This is a genomic window from Listeria monocytogenes ATCC 19117 (genome assembly GCF_000307025.1).
Taxonomy (GTDB): domain Bacteria; phylum Bacillota; class Bacilli; order Lactobacillales; family Listeriaceae; genus Listeria; species Listeria monocytogenes_B.
In genome coordinates this window covers 1323087-1345695 of record NC_018584.1, presented here as the reverse complement: position 1 = coordinate 1345695, position 22609 = coordinate 1323087, and the positions used below count along the sequence as shown (strand labels likewise).

Below are 22609 nucleotides of genomic sequence, written 5' to 3'. Positions count from 1 at the left end.
GTACACCTCCGTATAAGATTCAACCGAGTAATTCTGCTAATTTAACAGCAAATCCTTTATCAAGTATGGCAACTATTGCACGTGTGTCTTTGCCGATTGCACCCCCTATCATTTCCCGGGTACCGGCTTTTTTCACGACAACATTGTAGTATTCACACTTGTTGCGGATTGTTTTCTCGGTTTTTTCGGATATATCTTCTGAAATGAGAACCATTTTTGCTTTCCCATTTCTAACTGCTTTTAGTACTAATTCTTCACCAGTGGTAATTTTACGTGCTCGGTTAGCGAGGCCTAATAAGGAAAGTGCTTTTTTATCCATTCGTTGGTTCCTCGAGAGACTTCACATAAGTAATTAACTCATCATAAAAGGACTCTTGTTCCGGCATTTTTAGTTGATGAAAAATGGCGTTTTTCTTTTTCGCTTTTTCGCATACTTCTACACTTTTAATAATGTAGAAACCGCGTCCAGGTGCTTTGCCTGTAGGATCTATCGTAAGCGCTCCGTCTTTCGAATACGCAATACGAAGAAGTTCGCCTTTTGGCAAGCGTTCACCGGTAATAATACATTTTCGAAGGGGGATTTTTTTATTACGCATGATAATTCTCCTTTTTACTCTTCATCTTCTGTATAAGTTTCGCTCTCTGCATCTTCCACTTCTGGCGCTTCTACGTCATTACGAGGATAGATGCCTAGTTCAGTTGCAACTGTTTCACTTTTAATATCAATTTTCCAACCAGTTAGTTTTGCTGCTAAACGGGCATTTTGACCACGTTTACCAATTGCTAGTGATAACTGATAGTCTGGTACGATTACCGTTGTTGCTTGGTCTGCTTCGTTCACAATAACATCTAACACTTTGGAAGGGCTAAGTGCATTGGCTACGAATGTGAAAGGATCTTCTGACCATTCAACGATATCGATTTTTTCGCCTTTAAGTTCATTGACGATCGTTTGGACACGTGCGCCTTTTGGTCCTACACATGCGCCAACTGGATCTACTTCTTCATTTGCAGTGTAAACAGAGATTTTAGAACGATCTCCTGCTTCGCGTGCAACAGACTTGATTTCTACAACGCCGTCATAGATTTCAGGTACTTCCATTTCAAAAAGACGTTTCAGTAAGCCAGGGTGTGTACGGGATACAAAAATTTGCGGCCCTTTTGTCGTCTTTTCTACTTTTGTTAAATATACTTTGATGCGGTCATGTGCATGATAAGTTTCGTTTGGCATTTGCTCGTTTTGGGACAAAATTGCTTCGATTTTACCAAGGTTTACATAGATAAAACGAGAATCTTGACGTTCAACAATACCAGTCATAATATCATCTTCGCGATCGATAAATTCATCGTAAATGATGCCACGTTCCGCTTCACGAACACGTTGGGTTACAACTTGTTTCGCTGTTTGAGCTGCGATACGGCCAAAATCTTTTGGTGTTACTTCAAGCTCCACGACGTCACCTGGTTTGTATACTGGATTCAGTTTGTGTGCTTCTTCCATAGAGATTTCAAGGCGAGAATCAAATACTTGTTCTACTGCTTCTTTTCTAGCTAAAACACGGATAGAACCATTTTCCATATTTAAATCTACACGTACGTTTTGTGCATCTTTGAAGTTTCTTTTATATGCAGAAGTAAGAGCAGCTTCAATTGCTTCTACTAAAACCTCTCTTGAAATACCTTTATCATGTTCTAACACATGAAGAGCATCTAATAATTCTGTGCTCATTTTTTATTCAGCTCCTTATTCTTTGCTTTTTAAAATTGAATTGCGAGTCTTGCTTTGGCTACTTTGTCTTTAGGAATTTCACAAGTGATTTTGCGTGTTTTGTCCGTGATAGTAATAACGAGTGTTGTCCCGTCATAACTAACAAGCGTTCCTTCCCACATTTTACGGCCATCAATTGGTTCATATGAAGTAACGTGAACATATTTACTTACCGCATTTTCAAAATCTTGCTCTTTCTTCAGTGGACGTTCAGCCCCAGGAGAAGATACTTCTAAAAAGTAGTTTTGTGTAATGGGGTCATTTTCGTCCATTTTTTCACTAACTTTTTCGCTCACGGCTGCGCATTCATCGATATCTACGCCACCATCTTTGTCAATAAAAATTCGTAAAAACCAATTTGGACCTTCTTTTTCAAAGGCAATATCTACGAGTTCTAGTTGAAGTTCATCCGTGATTGGTGTAACAATTGCTTCTACTTGTTCTAGTACTTTACTCATTTCAGCCTCCTTAAGAGATACGCTTTTCCAGCTAATTCGTCCCCTACTTCTGCCACAGGTGACTCTTTGACAGATTTGCAAAACGAAAGCGTGGGCATTGGCCCACGCTTGGCTGAGTTATCGTAGTATTTCTTAAATAAGTTTATCACAAATTGTGACTACAAGCAAGTTTTGCCCATTTTTAGAATAGTGACAACTGATTTTGATCAGGCAATCCTTCCAAGCATCCTTGATCATCCATGTACTGAATGATTGTTTTGGATACTTTTCCGCGCTGTTGTAAGTCTTCTTTCGACAAAAACTCTCCATTTTCACGAGCGGCAACTATTTGTTTTGCTACATTGGTTCCAAGACTTGGAATCGCATTGAATGGCGGAATAAGTGAGTCTCCGTCAATAATGAACTCATCAGCAGACGATTTATACAAATCAACTTTTTGGAAATGGAATCCTCGAGCTAGCATTTCATTCGCAATTTCTAAAACGGTTAATAAGTTTTTCTCTTTCGTTGAAGCTTCCATCCCTTTATCATTTACTTCTTTCATGGTTGCTTTCACGGCTTCTTTTCCGTTTACCATCGATGTTAAATCGAAATCATCGGCACGAACGGTGAAATAAGTTGCATAAAAATATAGTGGATAATGTACTTTGAAATAAGCAATCCGGACTGCCATTAAAACGTAAGCGGCAGCATGGGCTTTAGGGAACATGTATTTGATTTTTTTACAAGATTCAATGTACCAAAGTGGCACTTTATTCGCCATCATTGCTTCTTCCATTTCTTCCGTTAAGCCTTTCCCTTTACGCACAGACTCCATGATCTTAAAGGCTAATGAACTTTCTAGCCCTTGATAAATTAGGAAAACCATAATATCATCACGACAACCAATTACATCTGGCAGTTCGCATGTTTTGTTTTTGATTAATTCTTCCGCATTTCCAAGCCAAACGTCCGTCCCGTGGGAAAGACCAGAGATTTGTACTAGCTCAGAAAATGTTGTTGGTTTAGTTTGTTCTAGCATTTGTCTTACAAAACGCGTCCCAAATTCAGGGATTCCTAATGTTCCTGTTTTTGAATCAATATCTGCAGACTTAACACCAAGTGACTCTGTAGACCCAAATAGTTTCATGACATCTGGATCATCGGTTGGAATCGTTTTTGGATCGATACCGCTTAAATCCTGTAACATCCGGATAGCAGTCGGATCATCGTGTCCAAGTATATCTAATTTTAATACGTTATCATGAATCGAATGGAAGTCAAAATGGGTCGTTTTCCATTCTGAGTCCGTCGCATCAGCTGGGAACTGCACCGGTGTAAAATCGTAAACATCCATATAATCTGGAATAACGATAATACCACCTGGATGTTGCCCGGTAGTTCGTTTAACGCCTGTACACCCAGCGACGAGTCGATCAATTTCTGCCCCGCGAATAGTCATATTCATATCGCGTTCATAATTTCGAACATAACCAAAAGCGGTTTTCTCTGCAACGGTACCAATCGTCCCCGCACGGAAAACGTAATCCTCACCAAAAATTTCTTTTGTATAAGCATGGGCTACCGGTTGATAATCCCCTGAGAAGTTCAAGTCAATATCGGGTACTTTATCCCCTTTAAATCCTAAGAAAGTTTCGAAAGGAATATCTTGGCCTTCTTTTTGATAAGGGGTTCCGCAGTGCGGGCAATCTTTATCCGGTAAGTCAAAACCAGAACCAACCGAACCATCATCAAAGAACTCAGAATCCTTACAATTCGGGCAAAGATAATGTGGTGGAAGTGGGTTTACTTCGGTAATTTCCGTCATTGTAGCAACGAAAGAAGAACCGACCGATCCCCGCGAACCAACCAGATAGCCATCTACAAGTGATTTCTTAACAAGCTTATGTGAAATGAGATAAATAACTGCGAAACCATGGCCGATAATACTTTTCAGCTCTTTTTCTAGTCTAGCTTCCACGATTTCTGGCAGTTTCTCACCATAAAGTTGATGTGCCATCGCATAACTCATATTTCGAACTTCGTCTTCTGCACCATCAATTTTTGGTGTATATAATTCGTCTTTGATTGGTTTAAGGTCTTCCATCCAATCAACGACTAAATTCGCATTAGTTACAACAATTTCTTTTGCTTTTTCTTCACCAAGGAAGGCAAATTCTTTCAACATTTCATCCGTTGTACGGAAATGAACATCAGGTAATTCAGCCCGATTAAGCGGATTTGCTCCTCCTTGCGAATGGATTAAAATTTTACGATAAATTTTATCCACTGGATCTTTGTAATGTACATTACCTGTTGCAACGACAGGTTTTCCAGTTTTCTCACCGACGCGGACGATATTTTTCAATATTTCTTCTAAAGCTTTTTCGTCACGAACTAGTTCACGTTCAATAAGCGGTGCATAAACTGGCTTCGGTTGAACTTCGATGAAATCATAGAACTCCGCTACTTTTTCTGCAGCTTGCATCCCTTTTTGCATCATTGCTTCAAATAATTCTCCTTGGCTACAAGCAGTTCCAATAATTAAGCCTTCGCGTAATTTTTTTAGCTGAGAGCGAGGAATACGAGGCACACGGTAAAAGTAATTAATATTGGACATCGTAATTAATTTAAAGAGATTCTTCAAACCAACAGCCGTTTGTGCGTAAATTGTGGCGTGGAATGGTCGCGCGCGCTTGTATGCGTCGCCTTCTCCCATATAGTCATTTAAAGAATCGTGAAAATCGATGTTGTGCATTTCTTTCGCATCTTTAATTAACTTCCAAGCCAAATACGCTGTAGCTTCCGCATCAAAAACAGCCCGGTGATGTTGTTCAAGAATAATATTGAATTTCTTTGTCAAAGTATTCAAGCGGTGATTTTTAAAATGTGGGTAAAGAAAACGTGCTAATTCTAATGTATCGACAACCGCATTTTCTGCTTTTTCTAGTCCAACTTTTTCATAAGCAGTGTTAATAAAACCCATGTCAAAAGAAGCATTATGGGCCACAAGAATATCATCACCGCTCCATTCTTTAAATCTTTTTAAAACAACATCAATTGGATCAGAACCTTTTACCATGTCATCTGTAATACCAGTTAAATTAATAGTGGTTGCAGAAAGCGGGTGTCCAGGATCAATAAAAGCTTCAAATTTATCAATAATTTCACCATTTTTCATTTTTACGCCAGCAAGTTCGATAATCGTATCATAAACGGCGGATAAACCTGTTGTTTCAACGTCAAATACGCAATATGTTGCATCTTCCAAAGCAATATGTTGATCGTTATAAGCGATTGGCACACCATCATCTATAAGATTTGCTTCGATGCCAAAAATAACCTTTAAGCCATACTTTTGCCCTGCTCCATACGCTTCTGGGAAAGATTGGGCAACAGAGTGATCAGTAATAGCAATCGCTTTATGTCCCCAATCAGCAGCTTGTTTGAACAGTGAATCAACAGATGAAGTGGCATCCATTTGACTCATTGGAGAATGAAGATGTAGTTCTGCGCGTTTTTCTTCAGCAGTATCAAGACGCTTCACTCCAGCGATTTCATTGACATCTTGCGCCATCATGATTAAGTCCCGCACGAAAGTATCGTTTTGAACGCTTCCTCTAACTTTAACCCACATACCTTTTTTCAAATTCTGGAACATCGCCGCATCCTCGTTATCACGAGAAAACATTTTTATAATCATTGAACTTGTATAATCAGTAATTTTGAATTGTAACAAACTACGACCACTGCGAAGCTCTCTAATTTCTGTCGCGAAGATTAAGCCTTGAACGGTAATACGTCGCTCCTCATCATAAATGTCCCCAAGACGTTTAACTTCTTCATCGTCTTTAATTTTATAACCAATTTGGAACGGACCAGTTAGTGGAGCAGCTCCACCGCCACCGCTTTGCCCTTCTGCTTGTCGTTTTTGCATAACTTGCACAGCTTCAGCGGCTTTTTTCTGATCTTCTTCTTGTTTGGCCAGTGCAAAAGCTTTATATTCCTCTGTTTCAGACTGGTCAAGCAAGTGCATTTTCATGGCAAGGCGTGGAAATCCAGCTTTCCCGTAACTTTCAATAATTTTCGTCTGGAATCGTTGCTGAATAGTCGCTTCTTCCATGTCATTATGAACCGCTACTTCAATAAAATGAGGTTCTTTAAATGTAGGTTTTTGCTCCATTAAAAGCTTTCCAATCATCGGTGACTGCTTCCCAATTGGCTCTACGATTAAGTTCCAATAATCCTGAATGAGTGTTTCGTCAATTGTTTGATTTTCTGGAACAATTTGCATTTCTGTTTCCGCAATTTGGCTGAACGCACGCTTCATTCCAACATCCATCATATGGAAAAGTGCTGCTGGAAAAATTTGTGGAACGTGTAAATGAAATTGCCATGTTTTATTTTTCTTGTCGGCAACGAGTTTTTCGATTTTAGCATCTTTTGTAAATTCTTCGTAAGTTGTTACATCTTGTAAACCGATTTGTGTCATTAACAGCTGAAATCGTTCTTGTTTTTCTTCCTCTTTTGCAGTCATTCCGAATAACACCCCTTCATTTAAATTTATAAAAGCCAGATGTCCCTCATAACCCGTTTTTATAGGAACGAGTGAAGTTTCATCTGGCACGAATTGCTCAATAAATTATTTATCTCCAAAGAGTATAGGCAGCGTGTTTAGTAACTCATCTTGACGAACTTCAATCATTTCGCCAGTTTTTCTGATTTTCACTTCAACTACGCCTTCTGCTGCTTTTTTACCTACTGTAATACGAATCGGTAAGCCAATTAAATCTGCATCAGCAAATTTAACTCCAGCACGCTCTGCACGATCATCGATTAACACACTGAACCCAGCATCTTGTAAAGAGCTATAAAGTGTTTCGGCAAAAGCAACTTGCTCTTCGCTCTTCACATTAACGGGAATTAAATGTAAATCAAATGGGCTAATTTGTTTATCCCAAACAAAACCATTTTCATCATTTGATTGTTCAGCAATGGCAGATAAAATACGTGATACGCCAATTCCGTAACAACCCATAATAATTGGCTGTGCTCGACCATTTTCATCTAAAATAGTTGCATTCATTGCTTCACTATACTTCGTTCCAAGTTTGAAAATATGCCCAACTTCGATGCCTTCAGCAAACTTGATTACGCCTTGACCATCTGGAGATAAATCACCAACTTGAATCATCCGTAAATCAAAATAGCTAGTAACGGAGAAATCGCGATCTGGATTCACGTTAATATAATGGAAACCATCTTCGTTTGCACCAACTACCGCATTAACGATATCTTTCACAGCATTATCTGCAAAGACGCGCGTGTTTTCAGGAACATTGATTGGTCCTAGGGAACCAAAATTAGCTCCTAATAGTTCAACAGCAACAGCTGGATCCACTAATTCTACATTGGTTGCATCTAATGCATTTTTGATTTTAATATCATTTACTTCATGGTCACCGCGAACGAGAACCATTATGACTTCATCATCGACTTGATAAAGCATCGATTTCATTGTTTTTTCAATTGGTACTTCTAAAAACTCAACGATATCAGCAATCGATTTTTGATCAGGAGTCGCAACTTTCTCCATATCTTTTTCTAGTTCATGCGATTTTTTCTCCATATATAAAACTGGAGCCATTTCTGTGTTGGCAGCATAATCGGAAGCATCGCTATAAGCAATTGTATCCTCGCCAATATCAGATAATGCCATAAATTCTTTTGATTCATTCCCACCGATAGAACCAGAATCCGCAATAACAGAACGGAACTCAAGACCACATCTAGTGAAGATATTCGAATAAGCTTGGTGCATTAAGTTATACACTTCATCCAAACTTTCACTGGTTGCGTGGAAAGAATAGGCATCTTTCATTATGAATTCGCGACCACGTAATAGACCGAAGCGTGGACGTTTTTCATCCCGGAACTTAGTTTGAATTTGGTATAAAGTAAGCGGCAAACGTTTGTAAGATTTAACTTCATCGCGTAAAAGTGCAGTTATAACTTCTTCATGGGTTGGCCCAAGCGCAAAGTCGCGAGAAGCGCGGTCTTTTAGGCGCATTAATTCTGGGCCGTAATCGTTCCAGCGACCAGACTCCTGCCAAAGTTCCGCAGGCTGAAGCGCAGGCATTAACAGTTCTGCAGCGCCAATTGCTTCTAGCTCTTCACGAATAATTGTTTCGATTTTTCGTAACATCAATGTTGCAAGTGGTAAATAACTATAAATCCCACTAGCCGTTTGTCTTATAAAACCAGCACGAAGAAGTAATTGGTGACTCTTTACTTCTGCATCCGCTGGTACTTCTTTTAATGTTGGTATAAATGTCATCGTTTGACGCATTTAAAACACCCCTTTTTCCCTTTATTAGTCTATCTCTTTTTTAGAAAAATGCACGTTGAATATCGTTCCATGTCACAAGAATCATCAGAACCATTAAAAGTGCAAATCCAGCAAAATGGATAATGCCTTCTTTTTTAGGGTCAATTGGTTTGCCGCGAACGAGTTCGTATAAGAAGAACATTAAACGTCCGCCATCTAGTGCTGGTAACGGTAGTAAGTTAACAATTCCTAAGTTAATACTTAAAACAGCCGTCCAGTTTAGTACAGTCATAAAGCCATATTGAACGACTTGTTGCGTACTTGTGTAAATCCCTACTGGGCCATTTAGCATATCGAGCGAAAATCCGCCAGTAAACATGTTTCCTAGAATCGTAAATATTTGTACAATCCAATTCCATGTTTGCGTAAATCCATTCGTAATTTTAGCAGTAAAAGAGGAGTCCATTGGTGTCTCTACACCGATTTTTCCTACGTCTTTGCCATTTTCTTTTTGTGTTGCGGGTTTGACATCGATATCTTGTGTCTTGCCATCTCGCTCAATTTTGAAGTCAAGTGTTTTTCCGGGGTTTTCCGAAACACTTTGAACAATATCGGTCCAAGATTTCGTTTCTTTTCCATTGATGGAAAGAACCTCATCCCCTTTTTTTAGACCAGCTTCAGCAGCAGCCCCGTCCGGTAGAACATTCCCAAGCGTATTATCGGTGCTTGGAACGCCCCCTTGTACAAAAGCAAGTGCTGTGAAAATTAAAATAGCTAAAATAAAGTTAAAAAGCGGTCCAGCAAAAATGGTCATTGCCCGGTTTCCTAATGATTTAGCATTAAAAGAACGGTCATATGGCGTAATCATCGTTTCGATTTTATCATCAATCACTAAGGCATCACGCTCTACCTGATAGCGAACTTTCTTGGTGTCATCGTAATCTTCGTAGCCTTCAATGAAAAGTTCTTTCTCTAAATCACAGAGAGAAACTTCTATTGGCTGCGCGTTTACATATTGATCTTTACCATTAACAATGATTTTGCTAACCGTTTCTTCCGGAGTTAATTCTAGCCCTACTCGGTAACCAGGTTTTAGCTCGATTTCCTCGCCATCTTCCCCAGCCATCCGAACGTAACCACCAATCGGCAATAAGCGAATCGTATATTGCGTTTCTTTTTTACGATAAGCAAAAATTTTCGGTCCAAAACCAATTGAAAAGTCTTTTACCATAATTCCAGCACGTTTTGCAAAAAGAAAATGTCCTAGTTCATGGAAAAATACAATCAGTCCGAATACGAAAATAAAAGCAATAATAGTTGTCAAAATAGCTTCACCTCTATAAAAGTGTCTTTACATACGCGCGTGTTTCTTGATCGACTTGTAAAATGGTATCCAAGTCAGGGTCAGAAATGCTAGTATGACGATTCATTGCATTCTCAACAAGTGCTTCAATATTATAAAAAGCCACCTGTCCATTTAAAAAGCCAGCCACAGCAATTTCATTTGCCGCATTCAAAACTGTCGGCATTGTTCCACCTATTTTACCAGCATTATACGCGAGTTTCAATGCCGGAAATCTTTCATAATCCACTTTTTCAAAATGAAGTGCGGAAAAATCAGTAATCCGGAATTCTTTTTCATACGGTATATAAAGTCTGTCGGGATAGGTTAAAGCGTATTGAATTGGCATCCGCATATCTGGTGTACCAAGTTGCGCAATGAAACTTCCATCCACGAACTGAACCATAGAATGGATAATACTTTCGCGCTGGATAACGACTTCTATATCATCGTAGTCCACACCAAACAGCCAGTGCGCCTCCATCACTTCTAAACCCTTGTTAAACATCGTCGCTGAATCAATTGTTAATTTATTCCCCATATTCCAGTTCGGATGTTTTAACGCTTCTTTCACCGTAACCTCGCTGAGTTGTTCCCTCGTCTTATCTCGGAAACTTCCACCGCTCGCTGTCAAAACTAGTTTTTCGATTCTTTCCGTATTTTCTCCGTTTAATGCTTGTAAAATAGCAGAATGTTCGCTATCAACAGGTAATAGTGAAATGTTTTTTTCTTTCGCCGCACGCATGACTAAATATCCAGCCGTAACAAGCGTTTCTTTATTAGCAATTGCAATGGCCTTCCCAGCTTCGATTGCATCTAATGTCGGAAGTAAGCCAACGCTCCCCATAACTGCATTTAAAAGCACATCTCCATCTAAATAGGTCGCTACTTCTCTAAGCCCTTCTAAACCATTAAAAAATTTCACGTTTGGGAATTCTGCTTCTAATATCACACGATCTCTCGTATGCCAAACAGCGACCATTTTGGGTTTAAATTCTTTTATAATCGCCCTACCACGTTCCATATTACGCCCAAAACTAAGCGCAACAATTTGAAATTTTTCAGGGTTTTCGCGAATGATTGCAAGCGTTTGTGTTCCAATAGAACCAGTTGCACCTAGCAAAATAATTTTTTTCATTATCCCATCTCCAATTAAATAATTTGAAGTATATGTAGCAGAGGTAAAACGAACAACAAGCTATCAAAGCGGTCTAAAATACCACCATGCCCTGGTAAGATTTTCCCAGAATCTTTTACACCATAAAAGCGTTTCAAAGCAGATTCGACCAAGTCTCCCAACTGTCCAAAAATAGAAAGAAAGACTAAAAGCGCTAGTACGAGTGCAATATTTCCTGGTAGCTCAGCAAAATAATAAAAGCCCCCAGCAATGACAAGTGCACATACAATCCCGCCGATAAACCCTTCCACCGTTTTGTTTGGGCTAACATTCGGAGCTAATTTGTGTTTTCCAATCGCTTTTCCAATAAAATAAGCCCCTGTATCAGTTGACCAAACAATAAATAAAGCAAAAAGTACATACATTAACCCAGCTTCACGAGTTAATGCCAAGTAATGGAAACCAAATCCTGTATAAAAAGCGGCAACCATACAAATACCAACTTGATCAAAATGGAATTTATTTCGTGAAAATACAGTATTAGCGAGTAATAAAGCCATTAAAATAAAAATAACTTCCATTTCAGTAATATGCAGTGTTTCTAAAAAGTCCAAATATCTATCTGGCACGACAACTAACCACATTAATAGTAAAGTAATTATTCCATTCATCGAAAAAATTCGTTGTTTTGTCATTACAAGTACTTCATATAAAGCAATCGTTGCTAGTAAAATACTTAATAGTTCAAATGGAATTCCTCCGTAGACAACGAATGGAATAAAAAATATAAGCGCAACAACTGCAGTAATAATTCTCGTTTTCAATCTTTTTTCCTCCCTAGAGCCCTCCAAAACGACGTGACCGGTTTTGATATTCAATAATTGCCTGTAAAAAATCTTCTTTTGAAAAATCAGGCCAATGTGTATCCGTAAAATAAAACTCACTATACGCCAGTTGCCATAGCATAAAATTACTTAATCTAAGCTCCCCACTCGTCCGAATCAACAAGTCAGGATCACCCAAACCGCTACTCATCAAATGATCATTTAATTTTTCTTCTGTCAGATCATCTGCACTTTTCCCTTCAAGCTCTAATTCTTTCATCGCTTCTTTGGCAGCAGTAATAATTTCTGAACGTCCACCGTAGTTAAGTGCAAAGTTAAGCGTAAGCCCTGTGCAATGCGCTGTATCAGCTATGGCTTTCTCTACGGCACGCATCGTATGATTAGGTAAATTTTCTCTGTACCCCATCACATTAACACGAACATTTTCTTCAATCAACTCTGGTACAAAAGAGTCAAAAAATTCTACAGGAAGTTTCATTAAAAAATCCACTTCATCTGTAGGTCTCTTCCAATTTTCAGTTGAAAATGCATAAAGCGTTAAAACATCGATGCCAATTGCATTAGCATAACGTGTCACTCGCTTTACGACATCCATACCTTCTTTATGCCCAGCAATGCGCGGCAAAAAACGTTTCTTCGCCCACCTTCCATTCCCATCCATGATAATAGCTACATGGCGCGGGATAGGTAAATCTTCTGCAAGTTCACTATTTAATATATTTTCATCTTGTCGAAATAGCTTTTTAAACATCATAAATCCTCCAATTGATACACTTCTTAGAGCATGTCTATACCTATAATAACAAAAAAGAATCAATTAATGTACTAAAAATTCCATGTGAACAGATGAGAGTTTCATGAGAGCGATGGAATTGCCCATTAAAAAACATTCCTAACCCAACACATATGGAAAGAATTAGGAATGTCGCTTCAACTTAAAAGGTGTTTAACCCTATTTGTTACTATTTGTAAAAGTATCAATTAAACTTCTAAGATTTCCGCTTCTTTGTCTTTCGTGATGCTATCGATGTTCTTGATGCTTTCATCTGTTAATTTTTGAACGTCTTCACCATAAGAACGCAAATCATCTTCTGTGATGTCGCCATTTTTTTCTAGTTTTTTCAATTCTTCATTAGCTTCACGACGAATGTTACGGACAGCAACTTTCGCTTCTTCAGCTTCTTTTTTCACTTCTTTAACCAACTCTTTACGACGTTCTTCCGTTAATTGTGGAATAGATAAACGTAGCACAGAACCATCATTATTTGGAGTCAAACCTAAATCTGATTTCAAAATTGCTTTTTCAATTTCACCTAAAATAGTTTTATCGTAAGGTGTAATTAGTAACATTCTAGCTTCAGGAACGCTGATAGAAGCCATTTGGTTCACTGGAGTAGCTGCTCCGTAATAATCTACAGATAAACGGTCAAGTAATGATGCATTCGCACGACCAGCGCGGATTGTACCTAATTGTCTTGTTAATGCTTGTTCTGCTTTTTCCATTTTTTCTTTGGATTTCGATAATACTTCTTTACTCATTATTTTTTCCCCCTAACAGTAGTCCCGATTTTTTCACCTAAAATAACACGTTTAATATTATTGCCTTGTTCTGTAAACGAGAAGACGATTAATGGAATATCGTTGTCCATACTTAGAGAGGACGCAGTTGTATCCATAACTTCCAATCCTTCTTTAATCACATCAAGGTAAGATAACTCTTCGTATTTTTTCGCATTTTCATCTAGTTTTGGATCAGCATTGTAGACACCATCTACATTATTTTTCGCCATTAAGATAACATCTGCTTCGATTTCAGCCGCTCTAAGTGCTGCCGCTGTATCTGTGGAGAAGTATGGGTTACCTGTTCCACCTGCAAAAATAACGACGCGACCTTTTTCAAGGTGGCGAATCGCTTTTCGACGAATGTACGGCTCAGCAATTTGGCGCATATCAATGGAAGTTTGCACACGCGTTGCTACTCCAATGTTTTCAAGGGAATCTTGTAAAGACAAGGAATTCATGATAGTCGCAAGCATACCCATTTGGTCGGCCGCTGCACGGTCCATTCCCATTTCACTACCAAGTTTACCGCGCCAGATATTCCCGCCGCCAACAACGATAGCTACCTCTACTCCTAGTTCTACTACTTCTTTGATTTGAGCAGAAATCAAATTGACCACGCTCGGATTAATTCCAAAGCCATCATTTCCGGCAAGTGCTTCACCGCTTAATTTTAATACAACTCGTTTATAATCTGGGGTATCCATAATAGCCTCCATTTTCATATTCTATTCATAGATAGAAGAGTTTTCCATCCACCATTATCTATTCTACTAAAAAGCTGGCTATTACAAAAGTGTTTTCTACCAAAAAATAAAAAACATTTAAATTTACTCCTAGTCTTCCTTTTTTTATGCGTAATTTTTATTATTTATAATAATTTTTCCATCCATTTAAACAGTTTTATCCTTAACTTTAATATTATTTGTGATAAAATAAACGCATAAATAGATAAAAGTGAACGAAAACGACAAAACACATAGGAGCATTAGATATAAATGGTAAAATGGCACAAAATTTATACATATAGCGAACGAGTAGAACAATGGGATAATCAAACAATTATTGAAATGCCCTCTGAAAGTGAATATGAAGGTTATTTTTTCTTGCTACCTAAAAAGATGGTGTATTCACTTACACCAGAATATAGTTATTTTTATTTTCCAGATACATGGAACTTCTTTTTAAAAAAACACACAGAAAAGAAAGAACTAAGTGTCTCCAATATGATTCTTTGCTTTAAAAAAGAAAATGACGAGATAATGCAGTTTTTCCACACAAAAAAAGTAAACGATAGCATTGTCAAAGTGCGTACCCATATTCCTAAAAAAATAGAAAAAGATGTGATAGTTGAAAATGACCTTATTAGATAACCAGAAACAAGCATTAATAAAACTCAAAAAATATAAGGTTGGCGCTCTATTTATGAAACCAGGAAGTGGGAAAACACGGGTAGCTTGCGAGTTAATAAATGATGTAAACCCAGATTATGTTTTATGGATTACCCCTTTTCAAACTAAAGAAAATCTCGAAATTGAAATAAGCAAATGGGGTTATTCATTCCCTCAAGAAATTATCGGCATTGAGTCTCTCTCCAACTCAGATAGATTATACCTGTATTGCCGAAACAAACTCAAAAATTCCACCAATAGTTACATTATTATGGATGAAAGCCTAAAGATAAAAAATATCCATGCACTTCGAACACAACGAGCGATTAAACTTTCTCGTCTGGCTACCTATAAATTAATTATGAACGGCACACCTCTTAGTCGTAATATTTTGGATTTATGGTCACAGCTAGAATTTCTATCTCCTAAAATATTAAATCTAAGTTTTTCCCAGTTCAAAAAAACTTTTTGCGAATACGTCACCATTACACAACTAACACAAAGTACGCAACAATCAATGGATATCATTAAAAAATATCATAATTTAGAGTACTTATATAAATTAATCACCCCTTTTATATTTACTTCTTCGCACGAATTAGCCGTCAAATGGCATTATATTCGTCATGATTTTTCCATTGATGAGGAACTTTTAAAGCAATATTATGAAATAAAAGAAGACTATCTCCGAAAAGCTGCCGCATATACAATCAACATTAATTTTTTAGAAATGTCTCAAGTAATGCAACATTGTTACTGTCTTTCTTCTGAAAAATTTACTATTACAGAATCATTAATTGCCGGAAAAGAAGAAACAACGATTATTTTTTGCAAATACAGACGTTCAGAAGAGGCATTGCAGCAAGCATTTCCAAATGTAAAAATTACTACTTTTGCCAAATCTTCTTACGGACTCAATTTGCAATTTTATAATCAAATTATTTATTTTGATAAAACGTTTGATTATTCTCAGCGTGATCAATCAGAAAGGCGGATTTACAGAACTGGGCAAACACAAGACTGCTACTATCATGATTTAAGCGGTAATGTCGGTCTGGATTCTCTTATTGATACAAATATTTCTAAGAAAACAAGCTTATTGCAAGAATTTAAAAAAGAACTCTCACAAAAAAATTCTTTTGAGGTGATAATGGATGCTTTCTAGAACAGTCTTTGATGCTTCCCAAGAAAGAATGGAAGCGATTTTTTCTGAATTCGATAATATTATTGTGTCGTTTTCGGGTGGTAAAGATAGCGCAGTAATGCTCCATCTCATGATTGACTACATGCGGAAAAATAATATTCGCAAGAAAATATATGTATATCATTTAGATTATGAAGGTCAATACAGCGCTACAACTGATTTTGTTACTGAAATGCTTACAACTAATTTAGATATCATCGAACCACTTTGGTGTTGTCTTCCCATCGCGGCACAATCAGCTGTTTCGATGTTCACCGACCACTGGAAACCGTGGGAAAAGACCAAGCAAAACATCTGGGTTAGAGATATGCCCACCTTTCCACACGTGATTAATGAAGACAATGCCCCGTTTGACTTTGATTTTGAAAACCTTTGGGATTATGAATTTAATAAAAAAATAATTAACTGGTTACATACTAAAAATAACGCCCAAAAAACCATTGCTTTGATTGGTATAAGACAACAAGAATCTCTTAATCGCTATAACGCAATTCATAAAAAAGAACGAATGTATAAAACATACAATTGGACGACCGAAATTTCCAAAAACATTTACAACGCCTATCCAATTCACGATTGGCAAGTAGAAGATATATGGGTCGCAAATGCAAAGTTCAATTGGTCTTATAATAAAATTTATGATTTATTTTATCATGCTGGCCTAACTGTGCACGAGATGCGTGTCGCCAGTCCTTTTAACGATGCTGCTACAGAAAGTCTTAAACTGTACAGGGTCATCGAACCTGCGCTTTGGTCCAAATTAGTCGGCCGGGTGAATGGCGCCAATTTCACTGCCATATACGGTGGCACTTCCGCAATGGCTTGGAAAGAAATTAAACTACCTAAAAATCATACTTGGAAATCATATTTGGAATTTTTACTCACAACTTTACCAAGTTACACTAGAGAACGCTATTTAAAAAAATTCAAAACAAGTATTACCTATTGGACCGAAAAAGGTGGTGCTTTAAAAGTAGAAACTGTAGAAGAATTAAAAAATTTAGATATACAAGCAGACTTCCTAGGTAAACCACAAAATAACCGAGTATATACTAATCCAATGGAAATCGTTCGTTTTAAGGAGTATCCAGACGATTTGAAAATCAAAGAATTCGCAAGCGTTCCTACCTACAAACGTATGTGCATAGCAATATTGAAGAATGATTATACCTGCAAATATATGGGATTCGGCCAAACAAAATTGGAATTAGAAAAAAGAAAAAACGCATTAGAGAAATATAATAATATTTTATGAGGTGAACTAATGAATTACAAGAGCCCAGTATATAGCGTTACTCCCATTCACTACACAAAATTACAAGCAAATAATTATAATCCCAACACTGTCCCCGCAACCGAACTCAAACTACTTGAAAAATCAATTTGGGAAGATGGGTTTACGCAACCAATTGTTTGTTATCCCTTGGAAGACAGCGATAAATATGAAATAATAGATGGGTTCCACCGTTACACTATCATGAGAACCTCTAAACGAATTCGAGAACGAGAAAATGAATTCTTACCAGTAGTCATCTTAGAAAAGGACACCGTGAATCGAATGGCCTCTACAATACGTCATAATCGTGCGCGCGGATTTCATAATGTCGAATTAATGTCCAACATTGTTAGTGAACTTGTAGATAGCGGGATGTCCGATAGTTGGATTATGAAAAATATTGGAATGGATGCTAATGAAATCTTACGCTTAAAACAAGTGAGCGGACTTGCTCACCTCTTCTTAGATAAAGAATTCAGTCACACATCTGATTAATTGATGAAAAGAGGTTTAATAATGAAAGAAAATAAATACGATGACAAACATTTTTTCGAACAATATAGCCAAATGCCTCGCTCGAAAGAAGGATTAAAAGCAGCTGGTGAATGGCATGAACTTAAAAAAATGCTTCCTGATTTTAACCAGAAAACAGTCCTTGATTTAGGGTGTGGCTTTGGATGGCACTGTATCTATGCAGCTGAACATGGTGCAAAAAAAGTACTTGGTATCGATTTATCCGAAAGAATGCTTACTGAAGCTAAACGAAAAACTACATCGCCAGTGGTTTGTTACGAGCAAAAAGCCATAGAAGATATAGCTATTGAACCAGATGCATACAATGTTGTTCTGAGCTCCCTTGCACTTCATTACATTGCTTCTTTTGACGACATTTGTAAGAAAGTCTATATTAACCTAAAATCTAGTGGGTCTTTCATTTTCTCTGTAGAACATCCGGTATTTACGGCAGATGGAAGACAAGATTGGTATACGGATGAAACAGGTAACAAATTACATTGGCCCGTTGACCGATATTTTAATGAATCTATGCGAACAAGCCATTTTCTTGGAGAAGATGTCCAAAAGTATCACCGAACAGTTACTACTTACATCCAAACATTACTGAAAAATGGCTTTCAAATTAATAGTGTTATCGAACCGGAACCAGCTCCTGAATTAAAAGATTTACCCGAAATGCAAGACGAATACCGCCGCCCAATGATGCTACTCATTTCAGCAACGAAACAATAATAAAAAACCCCTTCTAAATCAATAGAAGGGGTTTACTTTGTTAAAATATTATTTCTTAGTTTTCTTTGGTTTTTCTTTTTCTTGCTGTTTGTTCATCGCACTCATCATTTGATTGATTTTCTTTTGTGATGGTTTTTGACCCATTTGTGCCATCATCATTTGTAACATTTGTTCGTTAATTGGCGGATTGTTTTTTAAATAGCTCATCATGTAACGTCTTGCAATAAAGAATCCTCCCGCAAGACCAGCTAGTAAACAAATAATGCCGACAAGAATGTAAATCCACATAGTCTCTTTTCTCCTCCTTGAAACAAAATCCTCTTTTATTGTACTTGATTTATATTAAACAGACAATACTTTTCAAGAAAACTTATCATCTAGATCAATTTATCAATAAAAGCTGCAAACAACCTCGTAATTATACCATTAATGGTACTACGGCGCAATCTAAAAAAAGCATAAAAAAACAGACCGCTCTAGAAAAATTAGCAACGGTCTGATTGTTTAATTAAAGTGATTTTACTGTATTAACTACGTTTTCAACAGTAAAGCCGTAATTCTTAATAACTGTTTCACCTGGAGCAGAAGCACCAAATTTGTCAATTCCGATAACTTTACCATCTAAACCAACATAACGTTCCCATCCAAAGCTAGCGCCCATCTCTACTGCTACACGTTTTCTAACAGCATTCGGTAATACACTTTCTTTGTACTCAGCAGATTGTTGCTCGAATAGATCAAATGATGGCACACTGACAACTGATACATCTGTTCCTTGAGCTTGAAGTTCTTTTTGCGCTTCAATAGCTAAGTTAACTTCAGAACCACTCGCTAGGATGATTGCTTCTGGCACGTCACCTTTAGCTGGGGAAATAACATAAGCACCTTTTTTAACGCCTTCTGCAGTTAATTTAGCAGAATTTGGTAGTGTTGGTAGGCCTTGACGAGTAAGAACAAGTACATGCGGTGTAGATGTAGAAGTGATAGCAAGTTTCCAAGCCTCCACAACTTCATTTCCATCAGCAGGACGAATAACAGAAAGCCCTGGCATTGCACGTAAGCTTGCAAGTTGTTCGATTGGCTCATGTGTTGGGCCATCTTCCCCAACTGCAATACTATCATGCGTCATTACATAGGTTACTGGTAAATGTTGAATAGCTGATAAACGAATAGCAGCACGTACATAGTCAGAGAATACGAAGAATGTACCACCGTATACTTGTAATCCGCCGTGAAGTGCCATACCATTTAATGCAGCGCCCATCGCAAATTCACGAACACCAAACCAAATGTTTCTTTCAGCTGGAGTCGCTTTTGTAAATTCACCGTCTGTTTTAATTGTTGTATTATTCGAACCTGCAAGGTCAGCAGATCCGCCAAAAATAGTTGGGATTTTTCCAGCTAACGCATTGATAACTTCTCCACTGGAAGCACGGCTAGCAAGTGCTTTTGAATCATCATATACTGGAAGATCCTCATCCCAATCAGCTGGTAACTTGTTGTTCAAGCTATCTTCTAATTGTTTCGCAAGCTCTGGATATTCTGCTTTATAGGAAGCAAATAACTCATTCCAAGCTGTTTCTGCTTTTTCACCACGTTCGCCAATTGTTTCTTTAAAGCGAGCAGTAACTTCTTCAGGAACAAAGAATTTCTCTTCGTAGTTCCAACCATAAGCTTTTTTCGCTTCTAAAATACCTTCATCGCCTAGTGGAGCACCGTGAACTTTACTTGTACCGGCATTTGGAGCACCAAAACCGATAACAGTTTTCACTTCAATCATAGTAGGTTGAGAAGTGTTTTGTTTCGCTTTTTCGATTGCTGCTAAAATTTCAGCTGTATCATTACCGTCTTTTACTAATAAATGTTCCCAGCCATAAGCTTCAAAGCGTTGTTTTACATTTTCAGAGAAAGATTTGTCTAAATCACCATCAAGAGAGATATCATTGGAATCATAGAGAACAACTAATCTTCCTAATTGTTGATGACCTGCATAAGAAGCCGCTTCTGAAGCAACACCTTCCATTAAGTCACCATCTCCGCATAGTGCATAAGTATAATGATCCACTACCGGGAAACCATCTTTATTATATTTCGCTTCTAAATGTCTTTCTGCCATAGCCATACCAACAGCCATCGCAATACCTTGACCAAGTGGACCAGTAGTTGCGTCTACACCATCTGTATAACGATATTCTGGGTGACCAGGAGTTTTACTTTCCCATTGACGGAAATTTTTAAGATCTTCTAATTCTAATTTGAATCCACTTAAGTGTAATAAACTATATAAAAGCATTGAGCCGTGTCCAGCAGAAAGTACAAAACGATCTCGGTTAAACCAATGTGAATTCTTAGGGTTAGTATTTAATACACGCGACCAAAGTGCGTAAGCCATTGGTGCTGCTCCCATTGGTAATCCTGGATGACCAGAATTTGCTTTTTGAATTGCGTCCATTGATAATGTACGAATTGTATTCACTGCTAAACTATCTGTGTTATCGAACAAATGAAACATCCTCTCTTCAATATAATTTTAACTACTTTTAATAATAAGCCTAAAAAGCAATTAACACAACTAATAATTGCTTTAAATTGCTTAATTGATTGGTATTTTTGTTCATTTGCTCATTAATGTTTATTTGGTACTAATTATTAGTGCTTATTTTTTCTAAGTTGTTTCACTTTATGCGGCGTTACATCTGTTCCATTTGGGTCGATTATCGTTGTATTTTCTATTGTCCCCTTCATATGCGTACGAAAAGACTTGATGTATTCTTTTCTTAATTTATCTTGCTCCACTTTTTCTGTAGCAGTTAATGTTCCGGCTTTTTTCTTTTTAGAAAGCTCATTAATACGATCTATTTTAGCTTTTTCTAGCATCGTTATTCTCCTTTTCTTCTATAGAATAAAAATAAGAAAGCAGCATAATCGCTACTCTCTAATATTATATCATAAACGGCCACTAAATCGACCTTACTGGTTTGCTAGTTGAATCGTACTATCACTCTTTATTAATTTTGTTTTGTGTACAGGAATAACTACTGATTCTCCTGCTTCCACATGACCGTCAGCTAAATTATTTTCTTTTTCTACCCAGCTAACAAAATCTGCTTTTGCCATATCACTTTTCCCTGCATATTGATCTGCTAATGCCCATAAAGAATCCCCTTCACTTACGTTCACTTCTGAATAGTCGTTTCCCCCGCCAACTACAGTACACATTAAAATGATTCCTAGTACGATGCAAGTAAGTACAAATATAATAGAAACATAAAATTTATCCCAAATTAATTTCATAGTCATTAATAATCCCTCCAAAAAGAATGTATGTTCGCTTTTCTATATTATAGAACAGCCGTTCGTGTATGTCAATAAAAAAACGAACCTTTGTTTGCATATTGGTTTTTCTTTTGCTATACTTGAATTATAAAATAACCATTAAATCAATGAGGTGAAACCATGAAAATATCTAAACGCCAACAAGATATATATGAATTTATAAAATCAGAAGTAAAAGAAAAAGGTTATCCACCTTCCGTCCGCGAAATTGGTGAAGCAGTTGGCCTTGCTTCCAGCTCTACTGTTCATGGACATCTTGCTCGCCTTGAAGGTAAAGGCTTAATTAGACGGGACCCAACAAAGCCTCGTGCGATTGAAATATTATCTTTAGAAGACGAAGCAGAGACACCCAATGTTGTAAATATTCCTATTATCGGGAAAGTAACTGCTGGAATGCCCATCACTGCAATTGAGAACATTGATGAATATTTCCCACTACCAGAATACATGGCAGCTGGCGAAACCAATGTCTTCATGTTAGAAATCGACGGCGAAAGTATGATTAATGCCGGAATCCTTGATGGTGATAAAGTAATCGTTAGACAACAAAGTTCTGCAATCAATGGCGAAATCGTTGTAGCGATGACAGATGAAAATGAAGCTACATGTAAACGATTCTACAAAGAAGCTAATCATTTTAGATTACAACCCGAAAACGATGCTTTGGAGCCTATCCTTTTAAACAACGTAACAATTCTAGGAAAAGTAATCGGACTTTATCGAGATATTCGCTAATTTTATTCGTTTGAACAGGTGG

Annotated in this window: 22 protein-coding genes; 6 read left to right on the top strand and 16 right to left on the bottom strand. The window is 37.5% G+C overall.

The window, feature by feature from the left end; all coding sequences use genetic code 11:
* Window positions 1-19 precede the first annotated feature (19 nt).
* The 12 genes from LMOATCC19117_RS06700 to pyrH all read right to left on the bottom strand — a co-directional run bounded on the left by LMOATCC19117_RS06700 (window position 20) and on the right by pyrH (window position 14104).
* Window positions 20-319 carry a YlxQ family RNA-binding protein gene (locus LMOATCC19117_RS06700; protein ID WP_003722455.1) on the bottom strand — a complete coding sequence of 100 codons (300 nt, stop codon included), beginning with the start codon at window positions 317-319 and terminating at the stop codon, window positions 20-22.
* Complete coding sequence (gene rnpM, locus LMOATCC19117_RS06695; RefSeq protein ID WP_003726536.1) at window positions 312-596, bottom strand: RNase P modulator RnpM; 285 nt, start codon at window positions 594-596, stop codon at window positions 312-314. Before rnpM ends, LMOATCC19117_RS06700 begins: the two co-directional genes overlap by 8 nt.
* Before the next feature lie 14 nt (window positions 597-610).
* Window positions 611-1729, bottom strand: coding sequence for a transcription termination factor NusA (nusA, locus tag LMOATCC19117_RS06690; protein ID WP_003727495.1), 1119 nt, complete (start codon window positions 1727-1729; stop codon window positions 611-613).
* Window positions 1730-1758: 29 nt separating this feature from the next.
* Window positions 1759-2226 (bottom strand): ribosome maturation factor RimP, encoded by a 468-nt coding sequence (gene rimP, locus LMOATCC19117_RS06685; protein ID WP_003726418.1) that lies wholly within the window; start codon window positions 2224-2226, stop codon window positions 1759-1761.
* A 181-nt stretch (window positions 2227-2407) separates the two neighbouring features.
* Window positions 2408-6742 carry a PolC-type DNA polymerase III gene (locus LMOATCC19117_RS06680; RefSeq protein WP_003734510.1) on the bottom strand — a complete coding sequence of 1445 codons (4335 nt, stop codon included), beginning with the start codon at window positions 6740-6742 and terminating at the stop codon, window positions 2408-2410.
* 105 nt (window positions 6743-6847) lie between these two features.
* Window positions 6848-8554, bottom strand: coding sequence for a proline--tRNA ligase (locus LMOATCC19117_RS06675; RefSeq protein WP_003734511.1), 1707 nt, complete (start codon window positions 8552-8554; stop codon window positions 6848-6850).
* 40 nt (window positions 8555-8594) lie between these two features.
* Window positions 8595-9857: an RIP metalloprotease RseP gene (gene rseP, locus LMOATCC19117_RS06670; RefSeq protein ID WP_003734512.1), complete on the bottom strand. Its 1263-nt coding sequence runs from the start codon at window positions 9855-9857 to the stop codon at window positions 8595-8597.
* 13 nt (window positions 9858-9870) lie between these two features.
* Complete coding sequence (locus LMOATCC19117_RS06665; protein ID WP_014929057.1) at window positions 9871-11013, bottom strand: 1-deoxy-D-xylulose-5-phosphate reductoisomerase; 1143 nt, start codon at window positions 11011-11013, stop codon at window positions 9871-9873.
* Between the two features lie 14 nt (window positions 11014-11027).
* Window positions 11028-11816 carry a phosphatidate cytidylyltransferase gene (locus tag LMOATCC19117_RS06660; protein WP_003734513.1) on the bottom strand — a complete coding sequence of 263 codons (789 nt, stop codon included), beginning with the start codon at window positions 11814-11816 and terminating at the stop codon, window positions 11028-11030.
* Between the two features lie 13 nt (window positions 11817-11829).
* Window positions 11830-12588 (bottom strand): isoprenyl transferase, encoded by a 759-nt coding sequence (locus LMOATCC19117_RS06655; RefSeq protein ID WP_003727497.1) that lies wholly within the window; start codon window positions 12586-12588, stop codon window positions 11830-11832.
* A gap of 230 nt (window positions 12589-12818) precedes the next feature.
* Window positions 12819-13376 carry a ribosome recycling factor gene (gene frr / locus LMOATCC19117_RS06650; protein ID WP_003723450.1) on the bottom strand — a complete coding sequence of 186 codons (558 nt, stop codon included), beginning with the start codon at window positions 13374-13376 and terminating at the stop codon, window positions 12819-12821.
* The gene (gene pyrH / locus LMOATCC19117_RS06645) at window positions 13376-14104 is read right to left on the bottom strand and encodes a UMP kinase (RefSeq protein WP_003723449.1); all 729 of its coding nucleotides are present in this window, start codon (window positions 14102-14104) and stop codon (window positions 13376-13378) included. Before pyrH ends, frr begins: the two co-directional genes overlap by 1 nt.
* A gap of 291 nt (window positions 14105-14395) precedes the next feature.
* Here pyrH and LMOATCC19117_RS06640 point away from each other — a divergent pair, with 291 nt between their 5' ends.
* From LMOATCC19117_RS06640 to LMOATCC19117_RS06620, 5 genes are read left to right on the top strand one after another with little or no spacing between them, the layout of a single operon-like run.
* Window positions 14396-14770, top strand: a complete 375-nt coding sequence (locus LMOATCC19117_RS06640) for a hypothetical protein (RefSeq protein WP_003734514.1) — start codon at window positions 14396-14398, stop codon at window positions 14768-14770.
* Window positions 14748-15953 carry an SNF2-related protein gene (locus LMOATCC19117_RS06635; RefSeq protein WP_003744007.1) on the top strand — a complete coding sequence of 402 codons (1206 nt, stop codon included), beginning with the start codon at window positions 14748-14750 and terminating at the stop codon, window positions 15951-15953. The genes LMOATCC19117_RS06640 and LMOATCC19117_RS06635 overlap by 23 nt, the downstream gene beginning before the upstream one ends.
* Complete coding sequence (locus LMOATCC19117_RS06630) at window positions 15943-17247, top strand: phosphoadenosine phosphosulfate reductase (protein ID WP_003727499.1); 1305 nt, start codon at window positions 15943-15945, stop codon at window positions 17245-17247. Before LMOATCC19117_RS06635 ends, LMOATCC19117_RS06630 begins: the two co-directional genes overlap by 11 nt.
* Before the next feature lie 9 nt (window positions 17248-17256).
* Entirely contained in the window at window positions 17257-17763 is a 507-nt protein-coding gene (locus LMOATCC19117_RS06625; protein WP_003726669.1) for an IbrB-like domain-containing protein, read from the top strand.
* Window positions 17764-17784: 21 nt separating this feature from the next.
* Window positions 17785-18516: a class I SAM-dependent methyltransferase gene (locus LMOATCC19117_RS06620; protein ID WP_003726668.1), complete on the top strand. Its 732-nt coding sequence runs from the start codon at window positions 17785-17787 to the stop codon at window positions 18514-18516.
* A gap of 48 nt (window positions 18517-18564) precedes the next feature.
* Here LMOATCC19117_RS06620 and LMOATCC19117_RS06615 read toward each other — a convergent pair whose 3' ends face one another.
* The 4 genes from LMOATCC19117_RS06615 to yneA form a co-directional block, all read right to left on the bottom strand.
* Entirely contained in the window at window positions 18565-18804 is a 240-nt protein-coding gene (locus LMOATCC19117_RS06615; RefSeq protein ID WP_003726667.1) for a YneF family protein, read from the bottom strand.
* A gap of 220 nt (window positions 18805-19024) precedes the next feature.
* Window positions 19025-21019 (bottom strand): transketolase, encoded by a 1995-nt coding sequence (gene tkt, locus LMOATCC19117_RS06610; protein WP_003734516.1) that lies wholly within the window; start codon window positions 21017-21019, stop codon window positions 19025-19027.
* A gap of 146 nt (window positions 21020-21165) precedes the next feature.
* Window positions 21166-21393 carry a DUF896 domain-containing protein gene (locus LMOATCC19117_RS06605; protein ID WP_003734517.1) on the bottom strand — a complete coding sequence of 76 codons (228 nt, stop codon included), beginning with the start codon at window positions 21391-21393 and terminating at the stop codon, window positions 21166-21168.
* Between the two features lie 93 nt (window positions 21394-21486).
* Window positions 21487-21816, bottom strand: a complete 330-nt coding sequence (gene yneA, locus LMOATCC19117_RS06600) for a cell division suppressor protein YneA (RefSeq protein ID WP_003734518.1) — start codon at window positions 21814-21816, stop codon at window positions 21487-21489.
* Between the two features lie 156 nt (window positions 21817-21972).
* Here yneA and lexA point away from each other — a divergent pair, with 156 nt between their 5' ends.
* Window positions 21973-22587, top strand: a complete 615-nt coding sequence (lexA, locus tag LMOATCC19117_RS06595; protein WP_003723438.1) for a transcriptional repressor LexA — start codon at window positions 21973-21975, stop codon at window positions 22585-22587.
* Window positions 22588-22609: the final 22 nt, after the last annotated feature.